Below are 17,899 nucleotides of genomic sequence, written 5' to 3' on the forward strand. Positions count from 1 at the left end.
CGGGCCTCGGTGCCGGTCCGGGAGACGTCCGCGCCGACCGCCTCCAGCAGCGGCCGCCGCCCCCGTCCCGGCCGGCCTGGGGCGACGGCTGGCCGCCCGGCTGGTGGACACCGCCGTACTGGTCGTCGCCGCCACCGCCGCCGCCGTCCCGCTCGGCAACTCCGTGCAGACGCACATCCGGCTCAAGCTCGACCAGGCCCGGATGGCCAGCTCGCTCACCCGCCACCAGGTCGACGTCTGGCTGGTCGACGGCGTGGTCGTGGGCAAGGCCGCCGTCCTGCTCGGCATCCTCGCCTTCGTCGGCCTGCTCTACGAGGTCCTCCCGACCGCCCGCACCGGCCAGACCTTCGGCAAGCGGCTGGCCCGGATCCGGGTGGTCGCCGCGGCCCCCGGGAGCGCCCGGACCCGGCTGGGCTTCGGCCGCTCGCTCGCCCGATGGCTGGTCGGGAACGTTTCCGCGGTCCTGCTGCTCGGTCTGGTCTGGCCGCTGTTCGACCGCCCCGCCCGGCGCGGCTGGCACGACCGCGCGGCCCGTACCCGGGTGATCCGGTCCTGACCGCCATCCCGCCGAGGCAACTGGGCAAAACGGACTAAATATCCGAAGTTCATTGAATGTGTGATGTTCTACTCGGGGCATGAGCTCCTACAACCCCTCGGGCCCCGAGCCGGAGGGGGGCGGCCAGCCCTCCTTCGACAAGCAGCCCCCGCAGCCGGGCGGCGGCACGCCGGAAGGTGCGCCGTCGGACCCGTCCGGAAACCCGCCGCCCGACTCCACCCCGCCGCCCTCCGGCAGCCCCTACGACCGCCCCGGCGCGTACGGCGGCAACTACGGCGGCACCCCCGGCGGTTCGCCCTACGGGCAGAGCCCCTACGGCCAGTCGCCGTACGACCAGCCGCCGCCCGGCTACGGCCCCACCGGCCACGGCGCTCCGACCGCCGGCCCCGTGCCCGGCATGCCGCCCCTCGGCAGCTGGCCGAACCGGATCCTCGCGCGGCTGATCGACTACGTGCTGGTGCAGGTCGTGGCGCTCATCGTGGTGCTGCCCTTCGCCAGCCTCACCGACCGCTCCGGCTCGGCCGGCGCGTTCTGGCTCGCCTGCGCACTGTGGCTGATCTACGACGGCGTGATGGTCGGCCGGGACGGCCGGACCCTCGGCAAGAAGGCCATGAAGGTCCGGGTCGCCATGCTGGTCGACGGCAACGTGCCGACCCCGTCCGCCGCCTGGACCAGGTCGGCCGTCTTCATCCTCCCCGCGGTGATCTGCTGCGCCGCGCTCTGGTGGGTGATCGACGGCCTGTTCGGCGTCTTCGACAAGCCGTACCGCCAGTGCATTCACGACAAGGCCGCGAAGACGGTGGTGGTCACCACGGCCTGAGCGGCTCGCGGACGACCACGAACGACCGCGGAGGACGGACCATGGACGACCGCGGACCCGGTACCCGCCCGGTGGCGCCTCAGCGCTGCCGGGCGTACTCCTGCGCGGTGGCAGTGGCGGCCGGGACGGAGACGGCGGCCGGTGCTGCGGCGGGCGCGGCCGCCGGCCCGGGCGCGGGTGCGGGCGCGGACGCAGCCGCCGGGGCCGAAGCCGCCCGGCGCCGGGCGGCGGCCGGCCGGGACAGCAGCGCCACGAGCGTCACCAGCGTGCCGAGCGCGAGCGCGAAGCCCACCACCACCGCGACCTCCAGGACGCCCGCGGCGCCCGAGACGGCCAGCAGCGCCACGGTGGCGGCGACGACGGTGAAGATGCCGAGGCATATCTGGGGGGCGGTCGGGCGCGGCATGGCGTCGGTCCTTCGCACGTCGGGGGGAACGGGCGGGCGGGTGGTGCCGTTCCGAATGTTCCTACCCGGCGGGGCAGTTCGGTAAGTGCAGCCTAAGCCGCCGCTTCCGGAGCACGGGGGGCGCACGGGCTCACCGCAGGGTCGGCCGCCCCGGCTGGCCGGTCGCGGCCCGGTCGGCCCGGTCGTGGCCCGCTCGGTACGGTGAACGCGCCCGAATCGTCCACGCACCAGGGGGAACGCCGTGCCCGTCGCCGACTGGCCCACCACCGAGACCGAGGCGATCGCCGAACAGGAACGGCTGCGCCCGCTCGTCCACCCGCACGGGCCCGGCCCCGCCACCGCCGGCGGCACGCACGACCACCTGATCGCCGGCGTCGACGTCGCGTACGACGACGAGCGTGACCTCGTGGTCGCCGCCGCCGTGGTGCTCGACCGCGACAGCCTGGCCGTCGTCGAACAGACCACCGCCGTCGACCGGATCGCCTTCCCCTACGTCCCCGGCCTGCTCGCCTTCCGCGAACTCCCCACCGTCCTGCACGCCCTCGACCGGCTCGCCCACACCCCCGGCACCGTCGTCTGCGACGGCTACGGCCTCGCCCACCCGCGCCGCATCGGCCTCGCCAGCCACCTCGGCGTCCTCACCGGCCTGCGGACCATCGGCGTCGCCAAGACCCCGTTCACCTTCGACCACCGCGAGCCGGACGCCCCCCGCGGCTCCTGGACCCCGCTCACCGACCCCGCCACCGGCGAGGAGGTCGGACGCGCCGTCCGCACCCGGGCCGGCGTCAAACCGGTGTTCGTCTCCGTCGGCCACCGCATCGGCCTCGCCGAGGCCGTCGACACCACCCTGGCCCTCGCCCGCGCGTACCGCCTCCCCGAAACCACCCGGCACGCCGACTCGCTCTGCCGCCGCACCCTCGCCGCCCTGCAGGGGGGAACGCCCGCCGGCTGACGGCCCGGCAGGCCACCGGCGGTTCGCCCCGCGCGCCGTTCTCCGGGCCCTGGGCATGTGTTAGACATGAGTCTCCGGAAGCCGTCTGCGGGACGGCGCAGTGACGGACGCACGGGGGAGGCGCCGGAAAGTGGCAACGGGGACGACAGGGACCGGACCGGCCGGCGGAGGCGGCGGCTACCGCGTCGAGGTCGAGCAACTACGGGCCTTCGCCGCCCAGGTGCGCGGACTGCTGGCCGAGTTCCAGCACCACGCCGACGGCACGAAGACGCACGGCCAGAGCGCCGTCGGCCAGAACGCCCTCGGCACCTTCGCCGAGGCCACCGAGGTCCACACTCGGTACCAGACCATGCGGGACGGCCTGCGCGACGTCCTCAACCAGCTCCAGGACGCCGTCGACGAGGCCCAGAAGAAGGCCGAACTCACCGCGACCAACTACGAGGAGCAGGAACGCCGCACCGCGGGCAGGCTCAAGCTCGGCGACGACGGCTGGTCGGTCGCCGACCCCTCCGCCACCAGCACCGCCGCCTACGCCCGGACCGCCGCCCCGGCCCAGCACAGCGGGGGGAAGTCCGAGCGATGAACGCCCCACAGCAGCAGTCCCGGGAGAACGGCGAGGGCCACCGATGAGCGGGTCGGGCTACACCAAGTTCACCGACTACAGCCACGCCGAACTCCGGAGGATGGCCCAGGCCCTCAACCCCGGCGAGGTGATGGCCGCCAGCGACCCCTGGCGCCGCGCCGCCGACACCCTCAAGGCCATCCGCACCACCCTCACCCGCGCCAGCACCGAGGCCGCCGACACCTGGGAGGGCAGCACCAGCGACGCCTTCCACAGCCGCATGCTCCAACTCGCCGCCACCATCAACAACACGGCCTCCTACGCCAACGACGCGGCCAACACCCTGAAGGCCCTCTCCGAGGCCATCTCCAAGGCCAAGCGCGACATGCCCGAGGAGCCCAACGGCTGGGACCAGTTCAGCGACGGCGTCGGCGACACCGTCTCCGCCCTCTTCGGCGGCGACGACGAGGACACCAAGACGGCGGTCGCCGACCAGAAGAAGGCCGAAGCCGCCGCGGTGATGCAGACCCTGGCGATGCACTACCGCGTAGCCGCCCCGATCCTGAAGCCGCCGCCCCCGCCCCCGCCGCCGGGATCACCGATCCGCCATGACGACCAGGACGTGGCGGCACAGAGCGATCCTTCCGGGGCGGCGTCGTTCAGCGCGATGATGGCCGGAGGCGCTGCCACCGGTCCCGTGCCGACCTCTTCGAAGTCCGTCCCGCCACCGGCGCGAAGCGCCGCCGACCGACCGGCGCCCGCACCCTCCGGACGGACGGCGGCGGCAGCCGCGACCGATTCGGGCATCAAGGGCGGCGTGGCACAGGCGCCGCCGAAGCAGCCCTCGGTCACGAACGTCGGCCCGGGTGCCAGGAACGACGGCCCCACGACGGTCACCCCGCCCAGCACCTCCGGGACCAACACGCTGTCCGCCAACCCCGCCGGCCCGGCGGGCAACCCGGGAACGCCCCCCGCTGCTCTCACCTCGGGCGGCAGCAGCGGAGGGCCCGTACCGATCGCCACCGGCCCGGTGGTCGGCGTGCCGGGCGGACCGGGCAACGGCCAGGTCAAGGGAGGCATCCAGAGTAGCGACGTCACCGGCCGCACGGCGGTCGCTCCCGGCCAGGCCGCCACCCGCGGCGGCAAGGCGTTCGGCGCGGGAGAGGCCTTCCAGGGCGGCTTCGGCACGGGCGCCCGGGCTGCTGCCGGAACCCGCCCCGGCGGCACCCTGCCGGGGCGCACCGGAGGCATCGTCGGAGAGGGCGGACGTCCGGGCAGTGGTCCCGGCGCGAAGCAGGCGTTCACCGAGGGCGGTTCCGGGCTCGGGGCCCGCAGCAGGCTCCGGGCAGAGCACAGTGCGAACGCCACCGGCGCCGTGGGACCGGGTATGCCCCTCGCCGATGCCCAGCGGCGGAAGAGGAACGAGGAGAAGGACGGAAAGCGCCCGGACTACCTGGTCGAGGACGAGGAGACCTGGGCGTCGGACAAGCCGACGAATCCGAACGTGGTGGAATAGGCCCCCTCAGCGGCAGGGCGATCCGACCGACCGTCCCGCAGATCGATGATCTGCGGGACGTCTCATTGAATGGGTGACCATTGACGAGCAGGCGACTGGTACGCGGGATGGCCGTACTTGCCGGCGGGGCCTTGATCTGGGGAACCGCGACCACTCCGGCCATGGCCGACCAGGTCCGGGACGCGCAGTGGATACTGCGCAAGTTCGACGTGGAGAAGGCCGTCTGGTCCGTCAGCCAGGGTGAGGGCGTCACGGTCGCCGTCGTGGACAGCGGGGTCATGCCCGATCACCCGGACCTGACCGGGCAGGTGCTGCCGGGCACCGACTTCTCGGGCGGCAAGACCGACGGCCGGGTCGATGCCCAGGGCCACGGCACCGCCATCGCGAGCCTCATCGCGGGGCACGGCCACGGAACGCAGGCCGGGGTCATGGGACTTGCTCCGAAGGCAAGGATCCTCCCCATCCGCGTCAGGACGAACGGGGAGTCGCCGGAGCTGGCACAGTCCGATGTCGCGCTGGCGGTCCGGTACGCGGTCGACCACGGGGCCAAGGTCGTCAACCTGTCACTGGGCGGGTATTCGAGGCACGACTCGCAGGCACGGGCCGCCATCGAGTACGCCGCCTCCAAGGACGTCGTCCTGGTGGCGGCCACCGGAAACAGTGGCGACACGTCGCAGCCGGTGGAGTATCCGGCTGCACTTCCCGGGGTCGTGGCCGTCGGTGCGGTCGACGAGCAGGGAAAGCTCTGGGAGAAGTCCAACACCGGACCGGAGACCACCCTGGTGGCACCCGGCGTCGACATCTACCACGCGTCGCCGACGGCCACCTCGGGCTACGGGGTCAGCAAGGGGACCTCGGACGCCGTCGCCTACGTCTCCGCCACCGCGGCGCTGATCCGTTCCAAGTACCCCGGCCTCTCGGCCGGACAGGTCATCAACCGGATCATCAAGAGCGCCACTCCGCCACCCGACGGCTCCGCCGCACCGAACGACCGGTACGGCTACGGGCTCCTGGCTCCGGCCAAGGCGCTGGAGCCCAATCCCGCGGTCGACAGCGGACCGAAGGAGAACCCGCTGCTGAGCAGGGCGGAGTCCCAGGGGGCTCCGTCTGCCGACCCGACCGACGAAACCGCCGCACCGCCCGTGGCGCCGGGGGCCGGGGCCGGGGGGAACCGGGGGATCACCTACACGCTGGTCGGTGCCGGGGTGCTGGCGGTGCTGGTGGCCGGCGGGGTGGGGGGTGGTCTGGCGGTGCGGGCGCGGAGGCGGCGGGCGGCTGCCGCGGCCGGCCCGTACCCGCAGGGGTACGCCGGGTACCCGCCACCGCCGCCGCAGCGGCCGTACCAGTAGGCCGGTCCGCCGGCAGCCGGGGAAGCGGCCGGCAGGACGTACGCGCCGGGCTGGCAGCATCTCGGCGCCCGATGGCGTTTTCGCCGCTGGTGGCGCTGTCGCCGGCCGGGCCATCCTGGACGCATGACCTCTTCCGAGCACTCCGCCACCGCCGCCGACGGCATCCTCCAGGACACCAAGGACTGGACCTGGGTGCTGGAACGCCCCTGCCCGGACTGCGGCCTGGACTCCGGGGCCGTGCCCCGCGAGGCCGTCCCCGGGATGATCCGGGCCAACGCCGGGGCCTGGGTGGCCCTGCTGGCCGGGGACGAGGGGGCGCTGCGCCGCCGGCCCCGCCCGGAGACCTGGTCGGACCTGGAGTACGCCTGCCACGTGCGGGACGTCTTCCGGCTGTTCCACTTCCGGCTGAACCTGATGCTCGACCAGGACGGGCCGGACTTCCCGAACTGGGACCAGGACGAGACGGCCGTCGCCGGGCGCTACGGGGAGCAGCAGCCGGCGGCCGTCGCGGCGGACCTGGTCGAGGCGGCGCGGATCCTCGCGGACGCGTTCGAGCGGCTCGGGGACGCGCAGTGGCTGCGCACCGGCAACCGCAGTGACGGCGCGCGCTTCACGGTGGAGTCGTTCTCCCGCTACCTGGTCCACGACCCGGTGCACCACCTGTTCGACGTGACGGGCGTGCGGGTCTGATCACGCGGGCCGGCCGGGGTCACCAGCCGGAGGCCTCGCGCAGCATGGTGCGGCGGAGCCGGCCGGCCACGCTGGCGGTGTCGGTGCCGATGACGTCGGCGATCTCGGGGGCGGCCAGGCCGACGATGTAGTGCAGGATGGCCAGGTCGTCGTCGGCGGGGTGGCTGGGCCGGGCCGGGGGGTCGCAGCGGCGGGTGGCCTCATTGACGGTGCCGCGCAGGATCTGCCAGGCGTGTGCGGTCGGGTTGGAGCTGCCCAGCAACTCGCGCCAGTGGACGGCGATTTCGGCAAAGGCCTGTTGGACCGCGCCGGCCGCCTCGGTCTGGTCCGGCAGCCAGACCCGGGCATAGCTGAGGTACCGCGGCCGGTGCAGCTCGCAGAACGCCGCGAACTCCAGGGGTACGGCGGGCGGTTCGCCGGTCCGCGGGGGCGGCTCGGCGGTGCTGTCGTGACGGTTGGTCATCTCGGCTTCTCGGCAAGTGAGATGGGCGGCTGACGGTCGATCATCTGCGCTCACTCTACGGTAGGCGCTCGGTGCGCTGGGTTACCAATCGGATTGAATGCCCGGAACGCACCGGCGCTCGGCCGGTTCCGGCGGTGGCCGGGTGCGGTCGGTCGGGCGGCGGGGTGGTGCGGGGCCGGTGGTAGGGGTGGTGCGCGGCGCTAGCCGGGGCGCGGATGAGAGCGCGGATGTGAGGACGTCGTGGCCGGTCAGCCGGGGTGGCCGGCGAGGGGTCGCGGGGCGGTTGATGGGCCACCGTAGGCGGTCCGGTGGCTCACGTCCACACCTGCGGCGTGAAGCCGCGCCCGCGCCACCGGTCGTGCGCGCGGCGGGTGGAAGTGGGCGCGGAGCGGGCGTGCGGTGGGGTGATGCGCTCCCGTCGGGGTGGCGCGCCCAGGGCGGGAGGGCCGGCCTGGGGTGGCGGAGGCGCGGGGCCGGGAGGTCGGGCGGGCGGTCCGGCATCGGCCGGCCGCCCTCGTCCACGCCGGTCACGGGCCTGCGGCCCGGCCGCCGGCGGGCAGGCGCCACCGGCGGTATGACGGTGGGTCAGCTGCGGTGGGGCGCCTCCGCGGCCGGTACCCGGCCGTCCGCGGCGACGGGGGTCCGGTCGTCCGCCGCGGTACATCGTCCGAGCTGCGCGGGGAAGGCCTCCACGACCCGCCGCCGGGCCCGTTCGGCCGCTGCCGCCGCCGCCCCGGCCGCAGCCGCTGCGCCGCCCGCCACGCTGTCCGCTGGGCCGCCCGCCGCGGCCCCCTCGCGCTCCTGGCCGGCCCTGCCGGCCCCGTCGGCTCCGGAGGCCCCGTCGGGCTCGCCGGCGTCGCGCCGGCCCCGGCCGACCGCGCTGCGGGCGGCGTGCTCCTCGGCCGCCTGTCTCGCGGCGAGGTAGGCCTGGACGGCGGCCATCCCGTAGACCGGCTGGATCAGCTGATGGCCCTTGAAGAAGGGTCTGGCCGGGGCGAATCCGGCGGCGACCACGAGGTCCCGGATCTCGGCTATCTCCGCCTCGCTGCGGGCGGTGAAGCGGACCTCCCAGCCCTTCTTGTACGTATGGCCCTGTTCGCCGCTGCGTCGGGCCGGGTCCGGCCGGCGGACGTATCCGGGCAGGCGGCCGAGGCGGAGCTGGGCCGCGCGGAGGCCGGCGGTCTCGTCACGTGACATGAACCAAGGGTAGGCAATCCGGAGAGCGCGGGTGACGCCCGGAGGCTCCTCCGCGTATGTCCTTGGTCACGCACGGTCAGACCCGCTGGTCGCTGATCGTCTTCGACCGTTGCTGACAAGCCGATGACCGCCTATTACTCCGAATGAGTGAGGGTATGGGGACTTTAGTGCGGGGTGATCCCGGTTTCGCGACGGTTGGGTAACAGTGCGTCAGGCGACCGATGAGCGGTCGGGGGTGTTGGGGATGGTGTCCGCATGAGCTACCGCATTCCCTCGCCGCCGCCGTCCCTGGAGGAACTGGCGAAGCGTCAGCAGAACGTCGTCACCGCCAGCCAGCTGCGCGCCCGGGGCGTGCCGACCCGGGTGGTCACCGGGCACTGCCGCCGCGGCGGTCCCTGGCAGCGGCTGCTGCCCCGGGTCTACCTGCTGCAGTCCGGTGAGCCGACGCCGGAGCAGCGGATGTGGGCCGCGCTGCTGTACGCGGCGCAGAACGGCCGGGAGGAGGGCTGCCGCGAGGGCGCGGTGATCACCGGAACCGCGGCGCTGGCGCTGTACGGCTTCGCCGCCGTGCCCCGGCTGCCGGCCGTCACCGGGGTGGACGTCCTGGTGCCCCGCCAGCGCCGCCTGAAGGACGCCGGCGAGGTGCGGATCCGGCGCACCGAGCGGGAGTTGGTGGCCCGGTCGGTGCACGGGCTGGCGTGTGCGCCGGTCGCCCGGGCGGTCGCCGACGCGCTGGGCGAGTGGACGGCCGGGGGCGAGGGGCAGGCCTTCGGCGCGGCCGCCGCGCTGCCGGTGCGCGAGGTGCTGCGGGAGGCCGTGGGCCGGTCCGGCGGCCGGCTGGCCGGCTCCGAGGCCCGGTGCACCGTAAGGGAGTTGGTCGCCGAGCTGACCGAGTCCGGGCTGGCCGCCGACCTGCGGGTGCGGGCCGCGCTGGACGAGCTGCTGGCCGCCGAGCGGGACGCCGTGCTGACGCGGCTGGGCGAGCTGGTGGACGAGTGGCTGCTGCCCGTACCGCTGTCCGCCCCGGAGTTGCGGATGCGGGGCGGCACCTACATCGCCGTGCCGGACCTGTACTGGCCGCAGACCGGCGTGGCGGTGGAGGTCGACTCGGAGCTGCGCTGCGTCAGCGAGGGGGAGGCGGCCTGGGTGCGCGGCGGCCAGCACCGGATGGAGTACCTGGGGATCCGGGTGGTCTACCTCTCCGGCGCCCGGCTGGCCGCCGAGCCGGACGCGGTCGGCGCGGAGCTGCGCGAGGCGTTCCGGCAGGGCGGCACCGACGTGGTGGAGCTCCTGGCCGGCGAGGGCTGACCGGTACTCGGCCCGGCACCACCGGCACCCGGCCCCGCGCCACCGCCGACATCCGGCCCGGCACCACCGGTGCTCAGCCCCGCATCGCCCCCGGCGCGCGGCCCCGCGCCGCCGCCGGCACTCAGTCCCGCACCACCGGCGTGCCGACCAGCTCGACCCCGGCCGCCAGCAGCTCCTCCAGTGCGGCGGCGGTGGTCTCCGGCTTGACGCCGGCGGTGAGCTCCAGCAGCACGCGGGTGGTGAAGCCGGCCCGGGCCGCGTCCAGGGCGGTGGCCCGGACGCAGTGGTCGGTGGCCAGGCCGACCACGTCCACCTCGGTGACCTGGCGTTCGCGCAGCCACTCGACCGGCCCGCGGTTGTTCTCGTCGAAGCCCTCGAAGCCGCTGTACGCCGCCGCGTAGGCGCCCTTGTCGAAGACGGCCTCGATCGCGCCGGAGGTGACGGAGGGCGCGAAGTTGGGGTGGAAGCCCACCCCTTCGGTGCCCGCGACGCAGTGCACCGGCCAGCTGTTGACGTAGTCCGGCTGGTCGGAGAAGTGGTCGCCCGGGTCGATGTGGTTGTCCCGGGTGGCGAGGACGTGCTGGTACCCGGCGCTGGACTCGGCGATCAGGTCGGTGATCGCGGCGGCCACCTCGGCCCCGCCGGCGACGGCCAGGCTGCCGCCCTCGCAGAAGTCGTTCTGCACGTCGACGACGATCAGTGCCCGGTGCATGGCTCGCATCCTCGGTTGTGGGGGGTGGTGCGCTGGTTCTGTGCGCTTGCGGTGGGAACTCTACGGTCGACTGTAGGCAGTGGCACCCGGGGGCGGAAGGCCCGGGGAGAGCCCGGCTCCCGGGCCGGGCCCGCCAGGCCCGCCGGCCCGGCCGGCCCGGGGCCGCGGCGGGCTGTCAGAGGATCAGCTCGGTGGGCAGGACCGGGTCGCCCTTGGAGAGCTGGGTGGCGGAGAGCGGCAGCCCGGCCCGGGCCCGGACGTGCCGGTCGCGGGCCACGGCGAGCGGTTCCCGGCCGACCACCTCGCCGGCCAGCACCAGCGGCACCTGCATCAGGTGCGCTTCCAGTCCGGCCGGGACCGGTCCGGTGCCGACCACCTCGGCCTCGGCCACGCCGTCCGCGTCGGGCCGCCGGGCCGCCCACTTGCGCCCGCCGATGCTGGTCTTGCCGCCGGCCGCGCGCTTGGCGACCGCGACCAGCGGCCCGTCGGCCGACTCGGCGCGGGCGACCAGCTTGTAGACCATCGCGCAGGTCGGGTGGCCGCTGCCGGTGACCAGGCTGGTGCCGACGCCGTAGCCGTCCACCGGGGCGGCGGCCAGCGCGGCGATCGCGTACTCGTCCAGGTCGGAGGTGACGATGATCTTCGTTTTGTGGGCGCCGAGCTCGTCCAGCTGGCGGCGGACCCGGTGGGCCAGCAGGGTGAGGTCGCCGGAGTCGATCCGGACGGCGCCGAGCTCGGGGCCGGCCACCTCGACGGCGGTGCGGACCGCCTCGCGCAGGTCGAAGGTGTCGACCAGCAGCGTGGTGCCCCGGCCCATCGAGGCGATCTGCGCGCGGAACGCGTCCCGCTCGCTGTCGTGGACCAGGGTGAAGGCGTGGGCGGCGGTGCCGGTCGTCGGGATGCCGTGGGTGAAGCCGGCCTCCAGGTCGGAGGTGGCGGCGAAGCCGGCCACGTACGCGGCCCGGGCGGCCGAGACCGCGGCCTGCTCGTGGGCGCGCCGGGCGCCCATCTCGATCACCGGGCGCCCGCCGGCGGCGGCGGTCATCCGGGAGGCGGCGGCGGCGATCGCCGAGTCGAAGTTGAGGATCGACAGGATCACCGTCTCCAGGATCACCGCCTCGGCGAAGGTGCCCTCGACGGTGAGCAGCGGCGAGCCGGGGAAGTAGACCTCGCCCTCGGGGTAGCCGTGGATGTCTCCGGTGAACCGGTAGTCGGCGAGGTAGCGCAGCGTGTCGGCGTCGACCACGTCCTGTCCGGCCAGCCAGTCGAGCTGGGCCGCGGTGAAGCGGAAGTTCTCGACGGCGTCCAGCACCCGTCCGGTGCCGGCCATCACGCCGTAGCGGCGGCCGGCCGGCAGGCGGCGGGTGAACACCTCGAAGACGGATCGGCGGTGCGCGGCCCCGCTCTGCAGGGCGGCCTGCAGCATGGTGAGCTCGTAGCGGTCGGTGAGCAGCGCGGTCGAACCGGCCGCGCGCACTGAAGTGGCGTCCATGGAGATGATGCTACTACCACTTAGCGTCAGATTGACGATTTCTCGTGGCGGAGGTGTGCGGGGGTGCGCACGCCCGGGGTCGGAATCGCCCGGACGTCCCCCGGATGGCAGCATGGGGGCTGAAGGGGCAGGTGGCCGAGGAATGTCGAGGAGGACCCGGCGGTGAGTGTCGCGCCCGCGGAGATCGAGCGCCCGGAGGTCGAAGGACTCCCGGTGGCCGAGCCGGACACCCCCTGGGTGACCATCGTGCACAACGACCCGGTCAATCTGATGAGCTACGTCCAGTACGTCTTCCAGGCCTACTTCGGCTACCCGAAGGACAAGGCCCGGAAGCTGATGATGGAGGTGCACACCAAGGGTCGGGCGGTGGTCTCCAGCGGGTCCCGCGAGGAGATGGAGCGCGACGTGCAGGCGATGCACGGCTACGGCCTCTGGGCGACGCTCCAGCACGACTGAGCCGCGGGCCGCACCGCGGGCGCCACCACCGAAGACGACGAAGACGGGCTGACCGATACAGATGGCTGGGTTGTTCGAGAGTGCCGGCGGCGGGAGCGCGGCGATCGCGCTGGACGAGGTGGAGGCCTCCATCCTGCGCTCCCTCGAAGTGCAGATGCTGGAGCTGATCGGCCCGGGCCCGGGCGGCGAGGGGGGTGACCCGCTCGCGGCGCTGTTCGCCGAGGGGCCCACCGAGGCGCCCGCCGACCCGGCGCTGGCCCGGCTCTTCCCGGACGCCTATGGCGATCCGGAGAAGCCGGACGACGACGAGAGCCGGGCGGCCTCCGGCGAGTTCCGCCGCTACACCGAGCTGGACCTGCGGGCCCGCAAGCGCGAGGACGCACTGCAGGTGGTCCGGGCCCTCGACGGGCTCGGCGGCGAGGGCGGGGTGCTCAAGCTGCCCGCCGCCGACTGCCTGCGCTGGCTCGGCGCGCTCAACGACCTGCGGCTGACCCTCGGCGTGCGACTGGAGGTCACCGAGGAGGACGAGCAGGGCCTCTACGGCCTGTCGGGCACCGACGAGCGCAAGCCGCTGGTCATGGCGTACCTGTGGCTGGGCGCCCTCCAGGAGTCGCTGCTGGAGGCGGTCGCGGACTGAGTCCGCACCCCGATCCTGCCCCGGTTCCCGGGCACCCCGGCCCCCTGTCCGCATGCTGGACAGGAGGCCGGGGCTTTTCCGTCCAAACCGGGCGGAACCATGCCACTCCATGCTCAAATATCGCTCAGATGGACACCGGTATCCGGATAGTGCGTGGTACGACTTCTCCACCCCACGAGACCATCCAGGACGGTGCACCCATGGCCGAGCAGCTCCACGACCACGTGGTCGACACCCCACCGGGGGAGGAGGGCTACGAACGGGGCCTGGGCAGCCGCCAGATCCAGATGATCGCCATCGGCGGCGCCATCGGCACCGGACTCTTCCTCGGCGCCGGCACCGCGATCTCCAAGTCCGGCCCGAGCCTGATCCTCTCCTACGCGGTGGCCGGCGTGGCGATCTTCGCGATCATGCGCGCCCTCGGCGAACTGCTCACCTACCGCCCGGTGTCCGGCAGCTTCGCCGAGTACGCCCGGGAGTTCCTCGGCCCCTTCGCCGGCTACGTGACCGGCTGGACGTACTGGCTGTTCTGGGTCGTCACCGGCATGGCCGAGACCACCGCCGCCGCCGTCTACGTGAAGTTCTGGGCACCCGGCATCCCGCAGTGGCTCAGCGCACTGACCTTCCTGGTCGTCCTCTACGGCGCCAACCTGATCTCGGTGAAGCTGTTCGGCGAGATCGAGTTCTGGTTCTCCATGGTCAAGGTCACCGCCATCATCGGCATGATCCTGATCGGCGTCGGCGTCCTCACCCTCGGCTTCAGCGACGCCGGTGACACCGCGTCGGTCACCCACCTCTGGGCCGACGGCGGCTTCTTCCCCAAGGGCATCGGCGCCACCGTGATGACCCTGCAGATCGTCATGTTCGCCTACCTCGGCGTCGAACTCGTCGGCGTCACCGCCGGCGAGAGCGAGAACCCCGAGAAGACCCTGCCGCGCGCCATCAACACCCTGCCCTGGCGCATCGCGCTGTTCTACATCGGCGCCCTCGTGGTCATCCTCTCGCTCGTCCCGTGGACCGAATTCCAGCCCGGCGTCAGCCCGTTCGTCGCCGCCTTCGGCAAGATCGGCATCCCGGCGGCCGCCGGCATCATCAACTTCGTGGTCCTCACCGCCGCCCTGTCCTCCTGCAACTCCGGCATGTACTCCACCGGCCGCATGCTGCGCGACCTCGCCCTCAGCGGCCAGGCCCCCCGACGGCTGACCAAGCTCAACGCCCGCCGCACCCCCGCCGCCGCGATCACCCTCTCCTGCGCCCTGATGGGCGTCGGCGTGGTGCTCAACCGCGTCGTCCCCGCCAAGGCCTTCGAGTACATCACCTCGGTCGCCACCGTCTGCGGCCTCTGGACCTGGGCGATGATCCTCATCTGCCAGATCCGCTACCGCAAGGCCTGGAAGGAAGGCCGCCTGCCGGCCCCCACCTTCAAGGCCCCCGGCGGCATCTGGAGCAGCTGGGCCGCCCTCGGCTTCCTCGTCCTGGTCGTCGTCCTGATCGGCCTCGACGAGGACAACCGGATCTCGCTCTACGTCTTCCCCGGCTGGGCCGTCCTGCTGGTGATCGGCTACCAGGTCCTCAAGCGCCGCAACCCCGCCGCCGTCCAGGCCCTCACCCACGGCCGCGCCGAAGACCACCACCGCGACGGCGCCGACGACCACACCCCCGCCCGCAACGACGGCTGACCCGCCGTCGGACCAGGCAGTGGACGCCCCGGCGGACCCCCGCCGGGGCGTGGCTATCCTGACCGCATGCTGACCATCACCCGAGAACTGTGCGACCGGATCGTCGCCCACGCCCGCGCCGACCACCCGGACGAGGCCTGTGGCGTGGTGGCCGGACCGGCCGGCACCGGACGGCCCGAGCGGTTCATCCCGATGCTCAACGCCGCCCGCTCGCCCACCTTCTACGAGTTCGACTCGGGCGACCTGCTCAAGCTCTACCGCGAGATGGACGACCGGGACGAGGAACCCGTGATCGTCTACCACTCGCACACCGCCACCGAGGCCTACCCCTCGCGCACCGACGTGAGCTACGCCTCCGAACCGTTCGCCCACTACGTCCTGGTCTCCACCGCCGACGGCAACGGCCCGGACGACCCGTACCAGTTCCGCTCGTTCCGCATCGTGGACGGCGAGATCACAGAGGAAGACGTCCAGGTCGTCGAGGCCTACCAGCCCTGACCAGCACCCACCTGGGCGCGGCCCGCCGACCGTCCGCGAACGGTCGGCGGGCCGACGTCATCTCAGCAAGGGAAACGAAAACATCCGGATCGCGAGACGGGCATGTCGGAGCGCAGCCGGGAATCTATACGATGAGCCCATGCGTTCCGTCGATGTGAGCACCCAGGCCCCGGGCACCCGCCTCGTGGCGCGCCTGCACATCGACCTGTGCCGGCTCGCCAGTGCGATCTGTCCCGGCACGCCGGCGCGCTCTCGCTGAGCCGCCCGCCCAGGCCCGCCGCAGGCCCTGCGCCCCGGGCCGTCCCGCCCTGCCGCCCATCCGCCGCGGCCCACCCACCTCACGACTCGCACAGGAGCGCACACCCATGGCCATCGAGGTCCGCATCCCGACCATCCTCCGCACCTACACCGACGGCGCCAAGGCCGTCGAGGGCACCGGCAGCAACCTCGGGGAACTCTTCCACGACCTCGACGCCCGCCACCCGGGCATCGCCGCCCGCCTCCTGGAGAACGGCGAACTGCGCCGCTTCGTCAACGTCTACCTCAACGACGAGGACGTCCGCTTCCTGGAGGGCATCTCCACCGCCGTCGCCGACGGCGACAGCATCACCATCCTGCCCGCCGTGGCCGGCGGCGCCCGCTGACCTCCCGCTCTCCCGCCCCACCGCCCGCCGGACCCCGGGCGGGAGAGCCGCTCCACCCCACCACCACCGCCGTTGCCGGAGGCACCCCTTGCGATACGACAGCCCGCTCGAAGCCGTCGGCAACACCCCGCTGGTCCGCCTGCCCCGGCTCTCCGCCGCCGTCCCCGGCAACACCGACGGGCTGGTCACCCTCTGGGCCAAGCTGGAGGACCGCAACCCCACCGGCTCCATCAAGGACCGCCCCGCGCTGCACATGATCGAGCGCGCCGAGGCCGACGGCCGGCTCACCCCGGGCTGCACCATCCTCGAACCCACCAGCGGCAACACCGGCATCTCGCTCGCCATGGCCGCCAAGCTCAAGGGCTACCGGATGGTCTGCGTGATGCCCGAGAACACCAGCGAGGAACGCCGCGAGCTGCTCCGCATGTGGGGCGCCGAGATCATCTCCTCCCCGGCCGCCGGCGGATCCAACACCGCCGTGCGGATCGCCAAGGAGACCGCCGCCGAGCACCCCGACTGGGTCATGCTCTACCAGTACGGCAACCCCGACAACGCGGGCGCCCACTACGCCACCACCGGCCCCGAGATCCTCGCCGACCTGCCCACCGTCACCCACTTCGTGGCCGGCCTCGGCACCACCGGCACCCTCATGGGCGTCGGCCGCTACCTGCGCGAGAAGGTCCCCGGCGTGCAGATCGTCGCCGCCGAGCCGCGCTACGACGACCTGGTCTACGGCCTGCGCAACCTCGACGAGGGCTTCGTCCCCGAGCTGTACGACGCCGAGGTGCTCACCACCCGGTTCTCCGTCGGCTCCGCCGACGCCGTCCGCCGCACCCGCGAACTCCTCCAGCAGGAGGGCATCTTCGCCGGCGTCTCCACCGGCGCCATCCTGCACGCCGCCACCGGCGCCGGCCGCAAGGCCGCCGCGGCCGGGCAGCGCGCCGACATCGTCTTCGTCGTCGCCGACGGCGGCTGGAAGTACCTCTCCACCGGCATCTACACCGCCGAGTCGACCGAGGCCGCGGTCGAGGCCCTGCAGGGCCAGCTCTGGGCCTGAGCCTCAGGACGTGAGGGCCCGCTGCGCGCGGGCCCAGATCTGCCGGTCCACCACGCCGGCCCGGCGGCGGAAGTCCCGCAGCGGCACCTCGCGCAGCTCGTCGGTCTCCAGCCAGCTGGTCCGGCCCTGCCGGTCACCCACCGACCCCGGCGGCAGCGGCAGCACACCCGGGCGGTCCGCGTGGTGCTTGCTGGTGATCTTCGCGACGGTCGCGCTGCGGCCGTTCACCCGCAGCACCAGGCACGGGCGGTCCTTCGCCCCCGGGCCGTCCTCGAACGGCACCTCCGCCCACCAGATCTCCTGCGGCGCCGGCCCGCCGGCCCGCCCCCGGTCCGGACGCGGCCGCGGCGCCGTCGGAACCGGGGCCCGGCGCACCCGCCGGCGGGCCCGGACCCGGGCCACCACCAGGGCGGCCACCGCCGCGGCGACCGTCCCGAGCGCGAGCCACCAGTAGTTGGTCATGCGGCGAACCGTACCGGGCGCCCACCCGCCGCCACCACCGTCCCCGGGTGACATCCGGGCATATGTCCGCACCTTGCTCCCGGTTCGTCACGGTACGGCCACAACGTCCGTTCTGCGGTGAACCCGCCCCCGGGGCTCGGAAGGCTGCTCCCGAACGCCCCCCACGCCCCGGAGGTGACCCCGTGAGCCGCAGCACCGACCTGTGGTCCTACGCCGAGATCGCCCGCCACATCCGCGTCCGGCCCGAGACCGTCCGCAGCTACCGCCGGCACGGCCTGCTGCCCGACCCCGACACCGTCGACGCCGGCGGCCACCCCCGCTGGCACCCCGACACGATCCGGGCCTGGGCCCTCCGGCGCCCCGGCCACCGCTGAACCGGCGCCCCCGGACCGGCCCCCCGCGTTCTGGTGATTCCAGCCACAGCGCGGCACGGAGACGGGGGC

The 17,899-nt window shown here is 73.8% G+C and carries 22 protein-coding genes; 16 read left to right on the forward strand and 6 right to left on the reverse strand.

Annotated features, from left to right (window positions below):
• A partial coding sequence (locus ABZ885_RS03060) for an RDD family protein (protein WP_360182749.1) occupies positions 1–556 on the forward strand: 556 nt, incomplete at its 5' end.
• Between the two features lie 79 nt (positions 557–635).
• A complete protein-coding gene (locus ABZ885_RS03065; protein WP_360182751.1) occupies positions 636–1,376 on the forward strand; it encodes an RDD family protein in 741 nt (246 codons plus the stop codon).
• 79 nt (positions 1,377–1,455) lie between these two features.
• Here ABZ885_RS03065 and ABZ885_RS03070 read toward each other — a convergent pair whose 3' ends face one another.
• The gene (locus tag ABZ885_RS03070; RefSeq protein ID WP_360182753.1) at positions 1,456–1,782 is read right to left on the reverse strand and encodes a hypothetical protein; all 327 of its coding nucleotides are present in this window, start codon (positions 1,780–1,782) and stop codon (positions 1,456–1,458) included.
• A 241-nt stretch (positions 1,783–2,023) separates the two neighbouring features.
• On the opposite strand from ABZ885_RS03070, the gene ABZ885_RS03075 reads away from it, so the two are divergent.
• From ABZ885_RS03075 to ABZ885_RS03095, 5 genes are all read left to right on the forward strand, one after another.
• Positions 2,024–2,734: an endonuclease V gene (locus ABZ885_RS03075; protein WP_360182755.1), complete on the forward strand. Its 711-nt coding sequence runs from the start codon at positions 2,024–2,026 to the stop codon at positions 2,732–2,734.
• Between the two features lie 130 nt (positions 2,735–2,864).
• Complete coding sequence (locus tag ABZ885_RS03080) at positions 2,865–3,317, forward strand: hypothetical protein (RefSeq protein ID WP_360182757.1); 453 nt, start codon at positions 2,865–2,867, stop codon at positions 3,315–3,317.
• A 43-nt stretch (positions 3,318–3,360) separates the two neighbouring features.
• Complete coding sequence (locus ABZ885_RS03085; RefSeq protein WP_360182759.1) at positions 3,361–4,812, forward strand: WXG100 family type VII secretion target; 1,452 nt, start codon at positions 3,361–3,363, stop codon at positions 4,810–4,812.
• Positions 4,813–4,973: 161 nt separating this feature from the next.
• Positions 4,974–6,161, forward strand: a complete 1,188-nt coding sequence (gene mycP / locus ABZ885_RS03090; protein ID WP_360182761.1) for a type VII secretion-associated serine protease mycosin — start codon at positions 4,974–4,976, stop codon at positions 6,159–6,161.
• 123 nt (positions 6,162–6,284) lie between these two features.
• Positions 6,285–6,851, forward strand: a complete 567-nt coding sequence (locus ABZ885_RS03095; RefSeq protein ID WP_360182763.1) for a DinB family protein — start codon at positions 6,285–6,287, stop codon at positions 6,849–6,851.
• A gap of 19 nt (positions 6,852–6,870) precedes the next feature.
• Here ABZ885_RS03095 and ABZ885_RS03100 read toward each other — a convergent pair whose 3' ends face one another.
• A complete protein-coding gene (locus ABZ885_RS03100) occupies positions 6,871–7,314 on the reverse strand; it encodes a hypothetical protein (RefSeq protein WP_360182765.1) in 444 nt (147 codons plus the stop codon).
• 585 nt (positions 7,315–7,899) lie between these two features.
• The gene (locus tag ABZ885_RS03105; protein ID WP_360182767.1) at positions 7,900–8,511 is read right to left on the reverse strand and encodes a hypothetical protein; all 612 of its coding nucleotides are present in this window, start codon (positions 8,509–8,511) and stop codon (positions 7,900–7,902) included.
• 255 nt (positions 8,512–8,766) lie between these two features.
• On the opposite strand from ABZ885_RS03105, the gene ABZ885_RS03110 reads away from it, so the two are divergent.
• Positions 8,767–9,819, forward strand: coding sequence for a hypothetical protein (locus ABZ885_RS03110; RefSeq protein WP_360182769.1), 1,053 nt, complete (start codon positions 8,767–8,769; stop codon positions 9,817–9,819).
• A 121-nt stretch (positions 9,820–9,940) separates the two neighbouring features.
• Here the strand turns inward: ABZ885_RS03110 and ABZ885_RS03115 are convergent, their stop codons facing one another.
• Positions 9,941–10,531, reverse strand: coding sequence for an isochorismatase family protein (locus ABZ885_RS03115; RefSeq protein ID WP_360182771.1), 591 nt, complete (start codon positions 10,529–10,531; stop codon positions 9,941–9,943).
• 175 nt (positions 10,532–10,706) lie between these two features.
• Complete coding sequence (locus ABZ885_RS03120; RefSeq protein WP_360182772.1) at positions 10,707–12,023, reverse strand: nicotinate phosphoribosyltransferase; 1,317 nt, start codon at positions 12,021–12,023, stop codon at positions 10,707–10,709.
• A gap of 162 nt (positions 12,024–12,185) precedes the next feature.
• Here ABZ885_RS03120 and clpS point away from each other — a divergent pair, with 162 nt between their 5' ends.
• From clpS to ABZ885_RS03155, 7 genes are all read left to right on the forward strand, one after another.
• Positions 12,186–12,479: an ATP-dependent Clp protease adapter ClpS gene (gene clpS / locus ABZ885_RS03125; RefSeq protein ID WP_148644646.1), complete on the forward strand. Its 294-nt coding sequence runs from the start codon at positions 12,186–12,188 to the stop codon at positions 12,477–12,479.
• Between the two features lie 61 nt (positions 12,480–12,540).
• A complete protein-coding gene (locus ABZ885_RS03130) occupies positions 12,541–13,116 on the forward strand; it encodes a DUF2017 domain-containing protein (protein ID WP_360182775.1) in 576 nt (191 codons plus the stop codon).
• Between the two features lie 200 nt (positions 13,117–13,316).
• Positions 13,317–14,795, forward strand: a complete 1,479-nt coding sequence (locus ABZ885_RS03135) for an amino acid permease (RefSeq protein WP_360182777.1) — start codon at positions 13,317–13,319, stop codon at positions 14,793–14,795.
• Between the two features lie 66 nt (positions 14,796–14,861).
• Positions 14,862–15,293 carry a M67 family metallopeptidase gene (locus tag ABZ885_RS03140; RefSeq protein WP_360182779.1) on the forward strand — a complete coding sequence of 144 codons (432 nt, stop codon included), beginning with the start codon at positions 14,862–14,864 and terminating at the stop codon, positions 15,291–15,293.
• Between the two features lie 139 nt (positions 15,294–15,432).
• Positions 15,433–15,552 (forward strand): putative leader peptide, encoded by a 120-nt coding sequence (locus tag ABZ885_RS03145; protein WP_326846449.1) that lies wholly within the window; start codon positions 15,433–15,435, stop codon positions 15,550–15,552.
• A 106-nt stretch (positions 15,553–15,658) separates the two neighbouring features.
• Entirely contained in the window at positions 15,659–15,937 is a 279-nt protein-coding gene (locus ABZ885_RS03150; RefSeq protein WP_360182781.1) for a MoaD/ThiS family protein, read from the forward strand.
• An 88-nt stretch (positions 15,938–16,025) separates the two neighbouring features.
• Positions 16,026–16,994, forward strand: a complete 969-nt coding sequence (locus tag ABZ885_RS03155; protein ID WP_360182783.1) for a cysteine synthase — start codon at positions 16,026–16,028, stop codon at positions 16,992–16,994.
• Positions 16,995–16,997: 3 nt separating this feature from the next.
• Here the strand turns inward: ABZ885_RS03155 and ABZ885_RS03160 are convergent, their stop codons facing one another.
• Positions 16,998–17,456, reverse strand: a complete 459-nt coding sequence (locus tag ABZ885_RS03160; RefSeq protein WP_360182785.1) for a type II toxin-antitoxin system PemK/MazF family toxin — start codon at positions 17,454–17,456, stop codon at positions 16,998–17,000.
• A 182-nt stretch (positions 17,457–17,638) separates the two neighbouring features.
• Between ABZ885_RS03160 and ABZ885_RS03165 the strand changes: the two genes are divergently transcribed.
• Positions 17,639–17,830: a MarR family transcriptional regulator gene (locus ABZ885_RS03165; RefSeq protein ID WP_360182787.1), complete on the forward strand. Its 192-nt coding sequence runs from the start codon at positions 17,639–17,641 to the stop codon at positions 17,828–17,830.
• The last annotated feature ends 69 nt before the right edge of the window (positions 17,831–17,899 follow it).

It is taken from the genome of Kitasatospora sp. NPDC047058 (assembly GCF_040643935.1).
In the GTDB taxonomy this organism is placed as follows: Bacteria; Actinomycetota; Actinomycetes; order Streptomycetales; family Streptomycetaceae; genus Kitasatospora.

Coding starts and splice junctions, on each gene's coding strand:
- ABZ885_RS03120 (WP_360182772.1), bottom strand. CDS start 12,023: ATGGACGCCACTTCAGTGCGCGCGGCCGGTTCGACCGCGCTGCTCACC.
- ABZ885_RS03140 (WP_360182779.1), top strand. CDS start 14,862: ATGCTGACCATCACCCGAGAACTGTGCGACCGGATCGTCGCCCACGCC.
- ABZ885_RS03070 (WP_360182753.1), bottom strand. CDS start 1,782: ATGCCGCGCCCGACCGCCCCCCAGATATGCCTCGGCATCTTCACCGTC.
- ABZ885_RS03130 (WP_360182775.1), top strand. CDS start 12,541: ATGGCTGGGTTGTTCGAGAGTGCCGGCGGCGGGAGCGCGGCGATCGCG.
- ABZ885_RS03135 (WP_360182777.1), top strand. CDS start 13,317: ATGGCCGAGCAGCTCCACGACCACGTGGTCGACACCCCACCGGGGGAG.
- ABZ885_RS03100 (WP_360182765.1), bottom strand. CDS start 7,314: ATGACCAACCGTCACGACAGCACCGCCGAGCCGCCCCCGCGGACCGGC.
- ABZ885_RS03095 (WP_360182763.1), top strand. CDS start 6,285: ATGACCTCTTCCGAGCACTCCGCCACCGCCGCCGACGGCATCCTCCAG.
- ABZ885_RS03065 (WP_360182751.1), top strand. CDS start 636: ATGAGCTCCTACAACCCCTCGGGCCCCGAGCCGGAGGGGGGCGGCCAG.
- ABZ885_RS03085 (WP_360182759.1), top strand. CDS start 3,361: ATGAGCGGGTCGGGCTACACCAAGTTCACCGACTACAGCCACGCCGAA.
- mycP (WP_360182761.1), top strand. CDS start 4,974: ATGGCCGACCAGGTCCGGGACGCGCAGTGGATACTGCGCAAGTTCGAC.
- ABZ885_RS03145 (WP_326846449.1), top strand. CDS start 15,433: ATGCGTTCCGTCGATGTGAGCACCCAGGCCCCGGGCACCCGCCTCGTG.
- ABZ885_RS03105 (WP_360182767.1), bottom strand. CDS start 8,511: ATGTCACGTGACGAGACCGCCGGCCTCCGCGCGGCCCAGCTCCGCCTC.
- ABZ885_RS03150 (WP_360182781.1), top strand. CDS start 15,659: ATGGCCATCGAGGTCCGCATCCCGACCATCCTCCGCACCTACACCGAC.
- ABZ885_RS03160 (WP_360182785.1), bottom strand. CDS start 17,456: ATGACCAACTACTGGTGGCTCGCGCTCGGGACGGTCGCCGCGGCGGTG.
- ABZ885_RS03110 (WP_360182769.1), top strand. CDS start 8,767: ATGAGCTACCGCATTCCCTCGCCGCCGCCGTCCCTGGAGGAACTGGCG.
- ABZ885_RS03115 (WP_360182771.1), bottom strand. CDS start 10,531: ATGCACCGGGCACTGATCGTCGTCGACGTGCAGAACGACTTCTGCGAG.